Source organism: Lentzea sp. NPDC058450, from assembly GCF_042721395.1.
Classification (GTDB): domain Bacteria; phylum Actinomycetota; class Actinomycetes; order Mycobacteriales; family Pseudonocardiaceae; genus Lentzea.
Genome location: NZ_JBHXLO010000045.1, coordinates 38367 through 53251, shown reverse-complemented (window position 1 = coordinate 53251; position 14885 = coordinate 38367). Strand labels below are relative to the sequence as shown.

General features: G+C 70.0%; 16 protein-coding genes. 3 read left to right on the top strand and 13 right to left on the bottom strand.

Annotated elements, in window-relative coordinates; genetic code table 11:
* Positions 1 to 7: 7 nt before the first annotated feature.
* Positions 8 to 883: a hypothetical protein gene (locus ACFWNN_RS41935; RefSeq protein ID WP_382445552.1), complete on the bottom strand. Its 876-nt coding sequence runs from the start codon at positions 881 to 883 to the stop codon at positions 8 to 10.
* Positions 884 to 950: 67 nt separating this feature from the next.
* A complete protein-coding gene (gene guaA / locus ACFWNN_RS41930) occupies positions 951 to 2510 on the bottom strand; it encodes a glutamine-hydrolyzing GMP synthase (RefSeq protein WP_382445551.1) in 1560 nt (519 codons plus the stop codon).
* Between the two features lie 19 nt (positions 2511 to 2529).
* Between guaA and ACFWNN_RS41925 the strand changes: the two genes are divergently transcribed.
* Together ACFWNN_RS41925 and ACFWNN_RS41920 are read left to right on the top strand one after the other, a co-directional pair.
* Entirely contained in the window at positions 2530 to 3198 is a 669-nt protein-coding gene (locus tag ACFWNN_RS41925; protein WP_382445550.1) for an aminoglycoside phosphotransferase family protein, read from the top strand.
* Between the two features lie 9 nt (positions 3199 to 3207).
* Positions 3208 to 4653, top strand: coding sequence for an aldehyde dehydrogenase family protein (locus tag ACFWNN_RS41920; RefSeq protein WP_382445549.1), 1446 nt, complete (start codon positions 3208 to 3210; stop codon positions 4651 to 4653).
* Positions 4654 to 4662: 9 nt separating this feature from the next.
* Here ACFWNN_RS41920 and ACFWNN_RS41915 read toward each other — a convergent pair whose 3' ends face one another.
* The 9 genes from ACFWNN_RS41915 to guaB all read right to left on the bottom strand — a co-directional run bounded on the left by ACFWNN_RS41915 (position 4663) and on the right by guaB (position 12590).
* The gene (locus ACFWNN_RS41915) at positions 4663 to 5916 is read right to left on the bottom strand and encodes an FAD-dependent monooxygenase (protein WP_382445548.1); all 1254 of its coding nucleotides are present in this window, start codon (positions 5914 to 5916) and stop codon (positions 4663 to 4665) included.
* Positions 5913 to 6872 (bottom strand): MBL fold metallo-hydrolase, encoded by a 960-nt coding sequence (locus ACFWNN_RS41910; protein ID WP_382445547.1) that lies wholly within the window; start codon positions 6870 to 6872, stop codon positions 5913 to 5915. The genes ACFWNN_RS41915 and ACFWNN_RS41910 overlap by 4 nt, the downstream gene beginning before the upstream one ends.
* 12 nt (positions 6873 to 6884) lie before the next feature.
* Complete coding sequence (locus ACFWNN_RS41905) at positions 6885 to 8561, bottom strand: FAD-dependent oxidoreductase (RefSeq protein ID WP_382445546.1); 1677 nt, start codon at positions 8559 to 8561, stop codon at positions 6885 to 6887.
* A gap of 33 nt (positions 8562 to 8594) precedes the next feature.
* Positions 8595 to 8867, bottom strand: coding sequence for a hypothetical protein (locus tag ACFWNN_RS41900; protein ID WP_382445545.1), 273 nt, complete (start codon positions 8865 to 8867; stop codon positions 8595 to 8597).
* Positions 8868 to 8933: 66 nt separating this feature from the next.
* Positions 8934 to 9155, bottom strand: a complete 222-nt coding sequence (locus ACFWNN_RS41895; RefSeq protein ID WP_382445544.1) for a hypothetical protein — start codon at positions 9153 to 9155, stop codon at positions 8934 to 8936.
* Between the two features lie 57 nt (positions 9156 to 9212).
* Entirely contained in the window at positions 9213 to 9440 is a 228-nt protein-coding gene (locus ACFWNN_RS41890; RefSeq protein WP_382445543.1) for a hypothetical protein, read from the bottom strand.
* A gap of 39 nt (positions 9441 to 9479) precedes the next feature.
* Positions 9480 to 9827 carry a hypothetical protein gene (locus tag ACFWNN_RS41885; protein WP_382445542.1) on the bottom strand — a complete coding sequence of 116 codons (348 nt, stop codon included), beginning with the start codon at positions 9825 to 9827 and terminating at the stop codon, positions 9480 to 9482.
* Between the two features lie 63 nt (positions 9828 to 9890).
* Positions 9891 to 11024, bottom strand: coding sequence for a GuaB3 family IMP dehydrogenase-related protein (locus ACFWNN_RS41880; protein WP_382445541.1), 1134 nt, complete (start codon positions 11022 to 11024; stop codon positions 9891 to 9893).
* A gap of 54 nt (positions 11025 to 11078) precedes the next feature.
* A complete protein-coding gene (gene guaB, locus ACFWNN_RS41875; RefSeq protein ID WP_382445540.1) occupies positions 11079 to 12590 on the bottom strand; it encodes an IMP dehydrogenase in 1512 nt (503 codons plus the stop codon).
* Between the two features lie 127 nt (positions 12591 to 12717).
* Between guaB and ACFWNN_RS41870 the strand changes: the two genes are divergently transcribed.
* Positions 12718 to 13101 carry a DUF5319 domain-containing protein gene (locus ACFWNN_RS41870; RefSeq protein ID WP_382445539.1) on the top strand — a complete coding sequence of 128 codons (384 nt, stop codon included), beginning with the start codon at positions 12718 to 12720 and terminating at the stop codon, positions 13099 to 13101.
* Positions 13102 to 13224: 123 nt separating this feature from the next.
* Here the strand turns inward: ACFWNN_RS41870 and ACFWNN_RS41865 are convergent, their stop codons facing one another.
* Entirely contained in the window at positions 13225 to 14124 is a 900-nt protein-coding gene (locus ACFWNN_RS41865; protein WP_382445538.1) for an anti-sigma-D factor RsdA, read from the bottom strand.
* Entirely contained in the window at positions 14125 to 14697 is a 573-nt protein-coding gene (locus ACFWNN_RS41860; RefSeq protein ID WP_319967421.1) for a sigma-70 family RNA polymerase sigma factor, read from the bottom strand.
* Positions 14698 to 14885 lie beyond the last annotated feature (188 nt).

Below are 14885 nucleotides of genomic sequence, written 5' to 3'. Positions count from 1 at the left end.
CTGCGTTTCAGCGGGTGTGGCGGTGGAACACGCCGTCGTCGAACGTCAGCCACCCGCCGTCGCCGGCCGGGATCACGCCGTACGCGTTGGGTGTGTGTGCGTCGAAGGTGCCGAGGTGCGCGCCCGTGCGCACGTCGATCAGGTGGTGCCGGAACCACTCCTCGTCGTCGTGCTCACCGCCGACGACGACGAACGCGGTGTCCGCGTCGAGGTACCCGCCCGTCCACTCCAGCCACGCGTCCTCCTCGTACCCGAGGTCCGCCAGGGACACCTGGTGAACGACCTCGCCGTCCGGGTAGCTGTGGAACTCGGCGGTGTCCTGCTCGTGGCCGATGGTCAGGAAGTGGCGCCCGTCCGCCGCGATCCCCACCAGCACCCGGTCCGCCCACGGGTACGGCACCACTTCGAGCGCGGTGCCGTCGAGCCTGCCGCGGAACAGCAGCACGCCGTCCTGTCCCTCGCCCACGTCGATCAGCACGTCGGTGCCGTTGGGGTGGACGTGGTGCGCCCCGCCGTGGCCCACGGTCTCCAGCTCGGCACTCGCGAGCACGGTCCCGGTGGCCGCGTCGAGGACGTGCCAGGTGTCCTGGCTGTCGTTCCAGTTCCCCATCGCGTCCGGCCGGAAGAGCCACACGGTCTTGCCGTCGAGCGAGAACGCGCACCCCGCCCGGACGCCCAGCACCTTCTCCTGGAACGCGCCGAACGCGTGCCGCCACCGCACGTCACCCGCGCGGCCGACGCACACCAGCTCGTTGTCGGTCGTGTAGACCGCGCACGTGAGATCCGGTGCGACCGCCTCTTCCCGCGGCTCGACCGGCACGGGGAAGGTGACGCCGCCGGGAGTCCGGACGGCGCCGTCGCTGTACCTGGCAGGGATGATCACGCCCGCACGGTAGCCCAGCGGCAAAAGAAAAGGCCCCCGGTCTCCCAGGGGCCTCTCCTCGCGTTCGCTACTCCCACTCGATGGTGCCCGGCGGCTTCGACGTCACGTCGAGCACCACGCGGTTGACCTCCGCCACCTCGTTGGTGATCCGGGTCGAGATCCGCTCCAGCACCTCGTACGGCAGGCGCGTCCAGTCCGCCGTCATGGCGTCCTCGGACGACACCGGGCGGAGCACGATCGGGTGGCCGTAGGTGCGGCCGTCGCCCTGCACGCCGACGCTGCGGACGTCCGCGAGCAGCACGACCGGGCACTGCCAGATGGTGCGGTCGAGGCCCGCCGCCGTGAGCTCCTCACGGGCGATGGCGTCGGCCTGGCGCAGCGTGTCCAGGCGGTCCTGGGTGACCTCGCCGATGATGCGGATGCCGAGGCCGGGGCCGGGGAACGGCTGGCGCTGCACGATGGTCTCGGGCAGGCCGAGCTCGGTGCCGACGCGGCGGACCTCGTCCTTGAACAGCGCGCGGAGCGGCTCGACCAGTTCGAACTGCAGGTCGTCCGGCAGACCGCCGACGTTGTGGTGCGACTTGATGTTCGCGGTGCCGGTGCCGCCGCCGGACTCGACGACGTCCGGGTAGAGCGTGCCCTGGACGAGGAAGTTGTAGTCGCCCTCGGCCTTGAGGTCGCGCTCGGCCTGCTCGAAGACGCGGATGAACTCGCGGCCGATGATCTTGCGCTTCTCCTCGGGGTCCGTCACGCCGGCGAGGGCGTTCAGGAAGCGCTCGCGGGCGTCCACGGTCACCAGGCGGATGCCGGTGGCGGCCACGTAGTCGCGCTCGACCTGGGCGCGCTCGCCGGAGCGGAGCAGGCCGTGGTCGACGAAGACGCAGGTGAGGCGGTCGCCGATGGCGCGCTGCACGAGGGCCGCGGCCACGGCGGAGTCGACGCCGCCGGACAGGCCGCAGATCGCCTTGCCGTCGCCGATCTGCTCACGGATGCGCGTGACCTGCTCGTCCACGATGGACGACGTGGTCCACTGCGGACGGATGCCCGCGATGTCGTGCAGGAAACGGCGGAGCACCTCCTGGCCGTGCGGCGAGTGGTGCACCTCGGGGTGGTACTGGACGCCGGCGAAGCGGCGCTCGGTGTCCTCGAACGCGGCGACCGGCGCGCCCTCGCTCGTCGCGGTGACGGTGAAGCCCTCGGGCGCCTTGGTGACGGCGTCGCCGTGGCTCATCCACACCGGGTGGCTGGCCGGGAGCTCCTGGTGCAGCGCGCCGCCCTCGGTCGGGACGCTCAGGTCCGTGCGGCCGTACTCGCGGGTGCCGGTCTGTTCCACCGCGCCGCCGAGTGCGCTCGCCATCGCCTGGAAGCCGTAGCAGATGCCGAAGACCGGGACGCCGGCCTCGAACAGCTTCGGGTCGACCTGCGGGGCGTTCTCCGCGTACACGCTCGACGGGCCACCGGACAGAACGATGGCCAGGGGGTTCTTGTCGAGCATCTCGCTGACGGTCGCCGTGTGCGGGACGACCTCGGAGTAGACCTGGGCCTCGCGGACGCGGCGGGCGATCAGCTGCGCGTACTGGGCGCCGAAGTCGACGACGAGAACAGGGCGGTTGCTGGTGTCGGACACGTCGCCAAGGATCTCATGCGTGGACGGTGAACTGCTGACCGGTGGCGGGCTGAACCAGGTGTTCAGGGTGGGTGAGGCGGTGCGCAGGCCGGCCGGGCCGTGGGCGCCTCGGGTGCACGAGTTGTTGCGGCGCTTGGCACCGCTGGGGATCGCGCCGGTTCCGCTCGGGCTGGATTCCTCGCACGAGCTGTTGAGCTACCTGCCGGGTGAGGTTGGCCACGTGCCGCCTCCGGAGGACGCCGCGCTGGTCGCGTCGGCCCGGCTGCTGCGGCGGCTGCACGACGAGACGGCCGGGTTCGTCTCGATCCGCGACGGCTGGCAGCACCCGGCCCGCGAGCCCGTCGAGGTGCTGCTGCACGGCGATTTCGCCCCGTACAACATCGTGTTCCGCGACGGCCTGCCCGCGGGTGTCTTCGACTGGGACTCGGCGCATCCGGGTCCGCGCTGGTGGGACGTGAGCTGGGCGCTGATCCAGTTCGTGCTGGCACTGCCAGACGATCGGGAGCGGCGTACGCGGCTGTTCTGCGAGACGTACGGCATCGAGTACGACCCGGAGCACGTGCTGGCCCGCCTGGACGACATGATCCGGACGATTCGGGAGCATCCGGCGTTCGTGCTCCAACGAGCGGAAGGGCATGTCGACTACTACTTGGATCTCATCAGGTACGTGGAAGGCAGTAGGGCTTAACGTGGCGCTATGGACGCGTTCACGCCGCAGCCCAGGCCCTGCTGGGTCGCCGGCCGCCCCGAGCAGGGCGAGCAGGCGTTAGAGGTTCTCCACCCGTTCGACGGCACCGAGGTCGCCTCGGTCGCCGTGCCGGGCAGAGATCAGGTGGAACGTGCGATCGCCGCGGCGGCGTCCGTGGCGAAGGAGTTCCGGCGCACGCCCGCCCACGTGCGGGCCGAGGCGTTGCTGCAGGTCTCGCGGACGCTGGCCGAACGCGAGGAGGAGATCGCCGAGACGATCACCGCCGAGAACGGCAAACCGCTGCGGTGGGCCGAGATCGAGGTGCGGCGGGCGGTCAACACGTTCCGGTTCGCCGCCGAGGAGGCGCGCCGGTTCACCGGTGGGCTGCAACGGCTCGACACCGACGCCGGTGGCGAGGGGCGGATGGCGATCGTCCGGCACGTGCCGCGCGGGCCGGTGCTCGCGGTGGCGCCGTTCAACTTCCCGCTGAACCTGGTGGCGCACAAGGTCGCGCCGGCGCTCGCGGTGGGTGCGCCGGTGATCGTGAAGCCCGCTTCGGCGACGCCGCTGTCCGCGTTGCTGCTGGGCGAGATCCTGGCCGAGACCGGGCTGCCCGAGGGCGCGTTCTCGATCCTTCCGGTGCGCGGCCAGGACATGGCGGCCCTGGTGGAGGACGAACGACTGCCGGTCATCTCGTTCACCGGGTCGACGAAGGTCGGCTGGTCGTTGATGGAGGCCGCGCCGCGCAAGCACGTCGTGATGGAACTGGGGTCCAACGCGGCCGCGCTCGTCTGTCCTGATTGGACGGATCTGGACCACGCGGCGCAGCGCATCGCGACGTTCGGCAACTACCAGGCCGGGCAGTCGTGCATCGCCGTCCAACGGGTGATCGTCGACCGGTCGGTCGCGGACGAGTTCGTGCCCAAGCTGGTGGCGGCCGTGAGCGCGCTGAAGACCGGCGACCCGCACGACCCCGAGGTCGAGGTCGGGCCGTTGATCGACGAGGACAACGCGCGCCGCGTCGAGGAGTGGGTGCACATGGCCACCGACGTCGGCGCCCGCGTCCTGGTCGGCGGCAAGCGGACCGGGGCGACCGTCGAGCCGACCGTGCTCGTCGACGTGCCGCGGACCGCGAAGGTGTGGACCGAGGAGATCTTCGGGCCGGTGCTCGTCGTGTCGGTCGCGGACGGCGTGCAGGACGCGTTCGAGCAGGCCAACGACAGCAAGTACGGGCTGCAGGCCGGGGTGTTCACGCGGGACGTGCAGGTGGCGTTCGAGGCGGCGGCCGAACTCGAGGTCGGCGGCGTGATCATCGGCGACGTGCCGTCGTACCGGGCCGACCAGATGCCGTACGGCGGTGTGAAGGGGTCGGGCACCGGACGTGAGGGCGTGCGGTCGGCGATGGAGGACTTCACCGAGGAACGCGTGACCGTGCTGACCGGGATTCAGATCTAGGCCTGGGATTCAGCTGTGGCCCAGGGCTTTCCGGAGCACGTGGTCGTCATCCGGCCCGGCGACGTGACCGTCGGGCCGGATCAGGCGGCCGTCCGCGACCGTGAAACCCGGTCCGGCGGCACGTGATCCGGCCATCAGCTCGCCGCCGTCCGTCGTCAGCGGCGAGTCGGCGTAGGCGAACGGCGTGAAGAGCTTGCCGGAGTCGATGCCCTCGCCCGTTTCGAGCGCTTTCTGCCTGTGGACGCGCTCTTCCGGCGTACCTGGGACGAGGAACCGCATGGTGTCGCCGGTGATCCGGAGGTTCTCGTCGGCGGCGGCACCGCGTTCGATCCCGTAGGACGCCAGCAGGCCGGGACCGGCCTCGCCGCGGCGGTCGGCGGCGATCTTCCAGGCGGCGTTGTCGGCGTCGCAGATGCCCGAGTTCAGGCCGCGCGCGCCGAACGGGCTCATCACGTGCGCCGCGTCGCCCGCCAGCAGGACCCGTCCGTCGCGGAACCGGGCTGCCCGGCGCTGGTGGAAGCGGTACGTGGACTGCCAGACGACCTCGTACGGCCGGTCGCCGACGATCGCGCGGATGTGGGCGTCGGTGAGCTGGACGTCCTCCGCCACCTGCCAGTCGATCCGCCACACGCCGTCCGGTTGCGGGTGCAGGAGCACCTGACGGCCCGGGTTCCAGGGCGGGTCGAAGTAGAAGCGACGTTCCGGTGTCTCGAAGTCCAGGTCCACGCGGACGTCCGCGATGATGAACCTGTCGTCGAACGAGAACCCGTCGAACGGGATGCCGAGGAGCTGCCGCACCTTCGAGTGCACGCCGTCGGCCGCGATGCAGTGCGTGGCGCGGATTCCGTCCGATGTGGACACTCCGGCCTCGTCCTGGGCCAGCGTGTCGAGCGCGTGGCCGTAGCGGAGCTCGATCAGCGGCTCGGCGCGGACGCGGTCCTCCAGCAGGCGTTCGACGACGGTCTGCGGGGTGTTCACGAACGGCGGGAAGCCGGGCGCCTCCGGGAACGTCAGGGTCAGGACCTCGCGGTCGCGGTGGTAGGTGCGGCCGGTGTACCAGGTGATCCCGGCGTCGGCGACGGCCTGGCCGACGCCGATCCGTTCGAGGACCTCCAGGACGTCGCGCTGCACGCAGATCGAGCGGCTGCCGGCCCGGTCACGCTGCTCCGCCGCCTCCAGCACCACACTGGGCACGCCAGCCCGTGCGAGGAACAGGGCCGCGGTGAGGCCGACCGGTCCGGCGCCGACGACCAGCACGGTCATTGCAGGGCGTCCCAGACGGCTCGGTCGCGTTCGGCGGTCCAGATCTCCGGCCAGTCCCTGCCGTCGCACTCGTCCCAGTAGCGCTTCACGTCGAACGGCAGGCAGTGCTCGAAGATCGGCCACCGCCCGTACCGGCCGACCAGGGCCTCGTGGGCTTGCCGGAAGGCCTCCTTGAGCGTGCCGCCCTCGGCGTGCACACCGCCGACCGTGCGGCGCAGCTCGTTGAGGAAGTGCCTGCTCTGGGCGATGGCGGCCTCGACCTCCATGCGATCGCGCGCCACCTTGCCGCGCCCGCCGACCAGCACCTCGGCGCCCAGGTCCTCGATCTCGTCCAAAGTGGACGTCGCCCACTCGTCGTGGAACGCGTCACCGGTGTACAGCGCGGCCTGCGACTCGACCAGGTCGCCCGCGAACAGGATGCGCTGCTGCGGCAGCCACGCCACGATGTCGCCCGCCGTGTGGCCGCGGCCGAGGAACTGGAGCACGAGGTCGCCGCGTTCGTCGCCGAGCGGGATCGTCATGCGGTCGGAGAACGTGAGCGTCGGCCAGGTCAGGCCGGGGATCTCCGCCGGCTGCTCGAAGAGCCGCGGCATGCGGCCGAACTCGCTCTCCCAGTCCTGCTGCCCGCGTTCGGCGATCAGCACGCGCGTCATCTCGTGCGCGACGATCTCCTGCGCCTCGAACGCGCTGGCACCCAGCGTGCGCACCGCGTGGTAGTGGCTGAGCACGAGGTACCGGACCGGCTTCTTGGTGTGTTTGCGCAGCTGGGCGAGCCACCGGCGGGCGGCCGCCGGGGTCGCCCGCGCCTCGAAGCAGATCAGGAAGTCCTCGGCCTCGATGGCCGCGACGTTGGGGTCGCCTTCGGCGGTCAGGGTGTAGACGCCCTCGGCGAGCTCGACGAAGACCTCGTCCTTCGGGGCGAGGTCCGCGCTGGAGGCAAACGGCTTTTTGGCCATGCCTCCACCGTGTCAGGACGCCTTCACGATCGGCAACCGCAATGCGGCTGGAGCTTGATCGGGAACCGCCGGGTTCTTCGGCTTCGTCGGGTTGATCCTCCGGTACGGCCGGTCCTGCGCCGGGCGCTCGTCCCGCTCCCCCTTGTTCGGCCACAGCGAGAACGCCCGCTCGGCCTGCGCGGTGATGGTGAGGCTCGGGTTCACGCCGAGGTTGGCACTGATCGCCGAACCGTCCACAACGGACAGTCCGGGGTAGTTGAAGACCCGGTGGTACGGGTCGATGACGCCGTGGGCCTCGTCCGACGCGATCGCGCAGCCACCGATGAAGTGCGCGGTCAGCGGGATGTTGAACAGCTCGCCCCACGTCCCGCCCGCCATGCCGTCGATGTGCTTGGCGGCCAGCAGGTTCGCCTCGTGCCCGGCCGGGATGAACGCCGGGTTCGGCTCGCCGTGCCCCTGCCTGCTGGTGAGCTTGCCGCGCTTGAGGAACGTGGTGATGGAGTTGTCGAGGCTCTGCATGACCAGCAGGATCACGGTCCGCTCGCTCCAGCGGTGCACGCTGAGCAGCCGCAGCAGCCGGAGCGGGTGCCGGACCGCCTGCTTGATGAACTGCAACCACCGCGGCGTGCCGAGCGCGCCGTCCGTGGCGAGGGTCTGCAGCATGCCCATGGCGTTGCTGCCCTTGCCGTACCGCACGGGCTCGATGTGCGTGATCTCGTCGGGGTGGATGGAACTCGTGATCGCGACGCCCCGCGTGTAGTCGGTCTTCGGGTCGACCGTGTACCGCGCGGCCCCGATGATCGACTCGGAGTTGGTGCGGGTGAGCTCGCCGAGCTTGGCGGAGATCTTCGTGAGCGTCGTGGCCTTCGCCTTGTGCAGCAGCTGCTGCGTGCCCCACGTGCCGGCGGCGATCACGACCTGGTCCGCCGTGAACTGCTTCGTGGCCCTGCCGCCGGTCATCTTGGTGTCGATGGTCCAGGTGCCGTTCGACTCGTTGAGCTGCGTGACCGTGGTCAGCGGGAAGACCTGCGCGCCGAGCTTCTCCGCGAGGTAGAGGTAGTTCTTGACCAGCGTGTTCTTGGCCCCGACCCGGCACCCGGACATGCAGCTGCCGCACTCGGTGCAGCCCGTCCGCTCCGGCCCCGCGCCCCCGAAGTACGGGTCGGCGGCAGGTTTGCCGGGTTCGCCGAAGAACACGCCGACGGGCGTCGGGTGGTAGCTGTCCTCCACTCCCATGTCCTTCGCGACCTTCTGCATGACGACGTCGCTCGGCGTCGTCGTGGGGTTCGTGACGACCCCCAGCATCCGGCTCGCCTGGTCGTAGAACGGCTCCAGCTCGTCCTGCCAGTCGGTGATGTGCGCCCACTGCCGGTCCTCGTAGAACGGCTTGAGCGGCCGGTACAACGTGTTCGCGTAGACGAGGCTGCCCCCGCCGACACCCGCGCCGGCCAGCACCATGACGTTGCGGAGGGTGTGGATGCGCTGGATGCCGAAGCACTTGAGCTGCGGCGCCCACAGGTAGCGGCGCAGATCCCAGCTCGTCTTGGCGAACTCGTCGTCGGCGAACCGGCGCCCCGCCTCCAGCACGGCGACGCGGTAGCCCTTCTCGGTCAGGCGGAGCGCGGCGACGCTGCCACCGAACCCGGAGCCGACGATGACGACATCGAAGTTACCGGCGAGTTCACCCATGAACCGGAGAGTAGGCGTTACTTCCGGTAACGCCTAGTCCCCTATCGGTTCAGAACGGGGTGGAGCGCTCACGAAGGCGGTCCACAGGTCGACGGCCTGCTCCAGGCTCAACGCGGCAACCTGCTCGCGCGGAATCCCTGCGGTGTGCACGAGTCGCTGGGCCAGCCAGTCCGGAACCAGCTCTTTCGGCACGACCGGCTCGACGGTCACGCCCCCGGCCAAGCGGCCGAGTCTGCCGATCACGTCGGCCAACTTGGCCAGCGTGGAGTTCTCGCCGGCTGGTTTCGCCCGGATCTTCTTGAGCACCTTGGGCACCACACCCGGCCCGAGTCGACGCAGGTCATCGATGGCCGCGTCGGTGAACAGACCAACTCAGGTCGCGAGCAAGTCGTCGTCCTTCACGGCGGCCAGCGACTCACGGGTGTGCCCGAACGCTGCCAGCACGTCATCGAAGGACGTGCGCCTGCCGGAGTCAGCCGCCGACCGCGCGAGCACGTGCACCAGATCCCTGAGGTCGGCCGCCGCCTCATCGACCTCCGGCAGCCGGCTCGCCTCCGTGATGGTCCGCTCGCGAGCCTCGTGGCCAGAAGTCATGCGCGGAAACTGCACAGAACGGGCGAGGGTGCGCGGGCAGGCGCACCCCCAGCCGACTCAGAGGACCAGGCCCTCGATCACCCAGACCATGAACGCCACGGCCAGACCGGTGATCACCAGCCCGCCGCAGACGAACAGGGTCAGCAACTTCCAGCCGATGCCTCCGACGCGCTCGTCGGAATCCTCCGGCGCGTCGTCGTCCTCGAACTCTTGGACCTCGGCGTCCGGGTCGATCGTGTCCACATCACTGTTCTTGCCGTCGCCGAACAAGGCATCCAATTCCACGCTCAAGTGGACGCGCGGGGTAGCCGTTCGGTTGCAGGATCAGGTTTGGGCCCATGCAGCCACCGGCAGGCTGAGGTAAACGCCCACGTCAGCGAGGCCCGTCGCCTCGGAAATCGCCTCGCACAGGTCGTCGACGCGGTCCTGGCGGTTCTTCGCGCGGCTCTCGAAGTACTTCGAGCGGACCTCGACGACGAGATCCATGCCCGTCGAGTCGAACGGGCCGCGCGGGCGGAAGCGCAGGTCCACGTCGCCCGGCTGCAGGTCGCCGTCGTAGGGCTCCTCCGGGCACTCGACGGCCAGCGAGACCGCGTGCGGGAGCATCGCCGCCAGTTCCTTCAGCTTTGCGTGGGGGACGTGGGGTGCGTAGTTGATCTCGACGAGCGGCACGGGTTCCAGCAAAGCAGAAGGGCGCGTCCCGGTCGGAACGCGCCCCTCAGCAGCCGAAACGTCTCAGCCTCGGATGGTCAGGCCGACCTTCTGGAACTCCTTGAGGTCCGAGTAGCCGGTCTTGGCCATCGCGCGCTTGAGGGCGCCGAACAGGTTCGTCACGCCGCGCGGGTCGGCGGACGGGCCGAACAGCAGCTTGCGCAGGTCCAGTTCCTGGTCGACGGCCTCGGCGACGAGGCTGCGCGGAACGGACGGGTGCGCGGAGGCCGCGGTCCAGTACAGGCCCTGGCCCGGTGCCTCGGTGGCGGCGGCGAGAGGTTCGCCGAGCATCACGGCGTCGGCACCGCAGGCGATGGACTTGGCCACGTCGCCCGAGGTGGTGACGCCGCCGTCGGCGATGACGTGCACGTACCGGCCGCCGGTCTCGTCGAGGTAGTCGCGGCGGGCGGCCGCGGCGTCGGCGATCGCGGTGGCCATCGGCACGCCGATGCCCAGGACCTGGTCGGTGGTGGTGACGCCGGGCGTGTAGCCGTAGCCGACGATCACGCCCGCCGCGCCGGTGCGCATGAGGTGCATGGCGGTGCGGTAGTCACCGACGCCGCCGGCGATCACCGGGATGTCGAGGTCCGCGATGAACGACTTCAGGTTCAGCGGCTCGCCACCGCGCGTGACGTGCTCGGCCGAGATGATCGTGCCCTGCACCACCAGGATCTCGACGCCCGCGGCCAGCAGGTCCGGGGTGAGCTCGGCGGCGCGCTGCGGGCTGACCCGGACCGCGACGGTGACGCCCGACTCGCGGATCTGCTTGACCGCCTCGGCGATCAGGTCCATCCGCAGCGGGGCGGCGTGCAGCTCCTGCAGCACCTTCACCGCGGCGGCCGGGTCCTCGTTGTCCTCGGTCGCCTGGACCAGGCGGAACAGCGCCTCGTCCACGTCGCCGTGCCGCGCCCAGAGGCCCTCGGCGTTCAGCACGCCCAGGCCGCCGAGCTCGCCGACCGCGACCGCCGTGCCCGGCGACACGATGGCGTCGGTCGGGTGGGTGATCAGCGGGATGTCGAAGCGGTAGGCATCGATCTGCCACGTCGTGGAGACGTCCTTCGACGACCTCGTCCGACGCGACGGGATGATCTCGATGTCGTCCAGCTCGTAGGCCCGCCTCGCGGTCCGGCCCATGCCGATCTCGACCAGATCGCGCACCTGTGGTTCCTCTCCAGAGCTTCAGAACAAAGCGTTCAAAACAGCCGAGTGACTCTAACGGGTGGTGTAGTTCGGAGCCTCGACGGTCATGGTGATGTCGTGCGGGTGCGACTCCTTGAGCCCCGCCGCCGTGATGCGCACCAGCTGCTGCTGCTGGAGCTCGGCGATCGTGTGCGAGCCCGTGTAGCCCATCGCCGCGCGCAGACCACCGTTGAGCTGGTGCACGACCTGCGACAGCGGCCCGCGGAACGGCGTGCGCCCCTCGATGCCCTCCGGCACGAGCTTGTCCTCGTTGAGGACGTCGTCCTGGAAGTAGCGGTCCTTCGAGAACGACTTGTTCTCGCCGCGCGACTGCATGGCCGCGAGCGAGCCCATGCCGCGGTAGGTCTTGAACTGCTTGCCGTTGACCAGGATCAGGTCGCCGGGCGCCTCCTGGGTGCCCGCGAGCAGCGACCCGAGCATCACGGCGGACGCGCCGGCCGCGATGGCCTTCGCGATGTCACCGGAGTACTGGATGCCGCCGTCACCGATCACCGGCACACCGGCCGGGGTGCACGCGAGCGACGCCTCGTAGATCGCGGAGATCTGCGGCACGCCGACACCCGCGACGACGCGCGTGGTGCAGATCGAGCCGGGGCCGACGCCGACCTTCACGCCGTCCGCGCCCGCGTCGACCAGCGCCTGGGCGCCCGCGCGCGTCGCGACGTTGCCGCCGACGACGTCCGCCGAGTCGCCGAGCTCCTTCTTGATGCGGGCGACCATCTCCAGCACGCCGCGCGAGTGGCCGTGCGCCGTGTCGACCATCAGCACGTCGACGCCGGCCTCGGCGAGCGTCATCGCTCGGACGAACGAGTCCTCGCCCACGCCGACCGCGGCGGCGCACAGCAGGCGGCCGTCCGGGTCCTTGGTGGCCATCGGGTACTGCTCGGTCTTGACGAAGTCCTTGACCGTGATCAGGCCCTTGAGCTTGCCGTCACCGTCGACGATCGGCAGCTTCTCGACCTTGTGGCGGCGCAGCAGGCCGAGCGCGGCCTCCGCGGAGACGCCGACCTGGGCGGTGATCAGCGGGCCCTTGGTCATGACCTCGACGACGCGCTTGCTGTGGTCGAGCTCGAAGCGCATGTCGCGGTTCGTGATGATGCCCACGAGCCGGTTGTTCTCGTCGGTGACCGGGACGCCGGAGATGCGGTAGCGGGCGCACAGCGCGTCCACCTCGGCCAGCGTGGCGTCGGGCGAGCAGGTGACCGGGTCGGTCACCATGCCGGCCTCCGACCGCTTCACGGTCTCCGCCTGGCGGGCCTGGTCCTCGACGCTCAGGTTGCGGTGCAGCACGCCGATGCCGCCCTGCCGAGCCATCGAGATCGCCATCCGGCCTTCGGTCACCGTGTCCATCGCGGCGCTGGCCAGCGGAATCTTGAGGGTGATGTTGCGCGAGATCCTGGTGCTCGTGTCGACGCCACTGGGGACGACGTCCGACTCGGCCGGCAGCAGGAGCACGTCGTCGAAGGTCAGCCCCAGCATCGCGAACTTGGCCGGGACTCCGTCAGCGTTGAGCTCGCTGGTCATAGCGGGTGGCATGCCTTCCGTCGTGCGGTCTGCTCCCCCTCCTGCGAGCGTGGTTTCCGCAGGCGGAGGCGGTGCGACCCATGGTATCTGGACGACCGAGGGGGTACGGCGGGTACCGTGCGGGGTCGTGCCGCACGACGCGTTGCCACCAGACCCCTTCGAGGGCGACCCGGAAGACCCCGCACTCTCCCTGGGCGAGCCCCACCACGACCATCCCGAGATGGACGACGACGAACGGACGGAGCTGGTCAGCGACCTGAGCGACCTCGCCGTCTACCAGGCGTTGCTCGAACATCGCGGCGTCAGAGGCATCGTCGTGGACTGCGGCGAGTGCCAGGAACCGCACTACCACGACTGGGCGTTGTTACGAGCCTCACTGGAGCAGCTGCTCGCCGACGGCCGGATGCGCCCGCACGAACCGGCGTTCGATCCGGACCCCGGCTCGTACGTCAGCTGGGAGTACTGCCGCGGCTACGCGGACGGCGTGACGGCGACCGAGTCGGCCCGCTGACGCTCCGGGCTCGCTGAGAGACATCTCACGAGCCCCTCCGGTCACATTCCACCTGACGTGTGAACGCCCGAGCATGTGAACGGCCCCTGACCTCGAAAGATCAGGGGCCGTTCACACTGCGTCTCAGCCGGAGCCGGTGATCGACTGGCCGGTGGCCTCGCCGTTCGTGCCGGTGCCCGTCGAACCCGGGTTCTCTCCGGTGCCGGGGTCCGGCGGCGGAGGCGGCGGCGGGTTCTCGCCGTTCGAGGTCGGCGGCGGAGGCGTCTCCGACGACGGCGGGACGGACGGCGTGCTGACCGAGGGCTCGGTCGACGGCGTGGGCGGCGTCGACGAGGACTCCGACGTCTTGGTCGGCTTGGTCGGCTTCGTCGTGGACGGCGTCGTCGAGGGGGTCGTCGACGTGTTCGTGTCGAGTTCCTTCTCGAGGTCCCGGTGCTTCTCCTCGAGCTGCGCCTTGCCGTCCGCGGTCGACACCGAGCCGAGGCTGGCCTCCACCTTGTTCAGCTTCTCGCGGGCCTCGTTGACCTTGCCCTCGCGCAGGGCGAGGCGGGCCGCGTCGAGGTCGCCGTTGATGATGGCCGCCGCTTCGATCGACTTCGCGTGCTCGGAGTAGAGCACTCGGGTCAGACCCCAGAGCGTGTCGCCGGGCTGCGCGTCGCGGGCCACGAGGCTCACGCCGGTGAAGGCGATGGCCAGGACCGCGGCGGCGCTCGCCAGCGGGATCAGGAAGCGGTGCCTGCTGACCGGCTGCGGACGGGCAGCCTGGATCGTCGCGATGGCGGTGTCGGTGTCGACCAGTTCGCCGAAGGGCTCGGTCTCCACCTCGTTGCGCCATGCGAGCAGCAACGCGTTCAGCTCGTCGTCGACCAGCGAGCCGGTCGCGCCCGGAGTCGCGGACCCCAGCGCGTCCAGCAGCTTGTCATCGGCCTGTACAGCCGAAAGATCGTCGGCGACGGGTTCGTGCGGGGCTCTATCGTCCTGTCCACGCACTTCCTCGTCGTCCTTTCCGTGTTCGTCGGCCACTCAGACCACCTCCTCCGCTGCCAGCGACTTGCGCAGCCGAGCCAGCGCACGGTGTTGCGCCACCCGGACCGCACCCGGAGTCGAACCGACCGCCTCGGCAGTTTCCTCGGCGGAAAGCCCGACCACCACCCTCAACAGCAGGATCTCCCGCTGCTTCTCCGGCAGGACGCGCAGCAGTACGGCCATCCGGTCGGAGAGTTCGCCCTGCATCGCGCGCTGTTCCGGACCAGCTTCGGTTTCCGGCGCGTCGGGGACTTCGGGAACCGGCTCTGAGCGGTTCCTGGCGGCGGACCGATGTGCATCGGCGACCTTGTGCGCCGCGATCCCGTAGACGAACGCGAGGAAGGGCCGACCTTGGTCGCGGTAGCTGGGCAATGCCGTGAGCACCGCGAGACACACCTCCTGGGCCACATCGTCCGCCGAAGCGAAGCTCCGCTCCTGCCTGCCAACTCTGGCGCGGCAGTACCGCACCACAAGAGGACGAATGGATGCCAAGAGGCGTTCGATCGCGGCACGGTCGCCGTCGACGGCCGCGCCCACTTCGGCGTCCAGTCCGTCCCCCAAGTTGGTCATCGCAGACAACAGCCCTGGTGTTACTTGTTGGCGTACCGACATGAAACAGCACGAGTCACTCACAGCGACTCGTTGCAGCAGGCTCACCGTACCGGTCTTCTGGCCCTCTGTTCATCAGGGGGCTATGGACACCCCTAGTGACCAGCAGACACGCCGAACGGCTGACAGCCCGGCGACATTGTCACCGG

Coding starts and splice junctions, on each gene's coding strand:
- ACFWNN_RS41920 (WP_382445549.1), top strand. CDS start 3,208: ATGGACGCGTTCACGCCGCAGCCCAGGCCCTGCTGGGTCGCCGGCCGC.
- ACFWNN_RS41915 (WP_382445548.1), bottom strand. CDS start 5,916: ATGACCGTGCTGGTCGTCGGCGCCGGACCGGTCGGCCTCACCGCGGCC.
- ACFWNN_RS41910 (WP_382445547.1), bottom strand. CDS start 6,872: ATGGCCAAAAAGCCGTTTGCCTCCAGCGCGGACCTCGCCCCGAAGGAC.
- ACFWNN_RS41905 (WP_382445546.1), bottom strand. CDS start 8,561: ATGGGTGAACTCGCCGGTAACTTCGATGTCGTCATCGTCGGCTCCGGG.
- ACFWNN_RS41895 (WP_382445544.1), bottom strand. CDS start 9,155: ATGACTTCTGGCCACGAGGCTCGCGAGCGGACCATCACGGAGGCGAGC.
- guaB (WP_382445540.1), bottom strand. CDS start 12,590: ATGACCAGCGAGCTCAACGCTGACGGAGTCCCGGCCAAGTTCGCGATG.
- ACFWNN_RS41860 (WP_319967421.1), bottom strand. CDS start 14,697: ATGACCAACTTGGGGGACGGACTGGACGCCGAAGTGGGCGCGGCCGTC.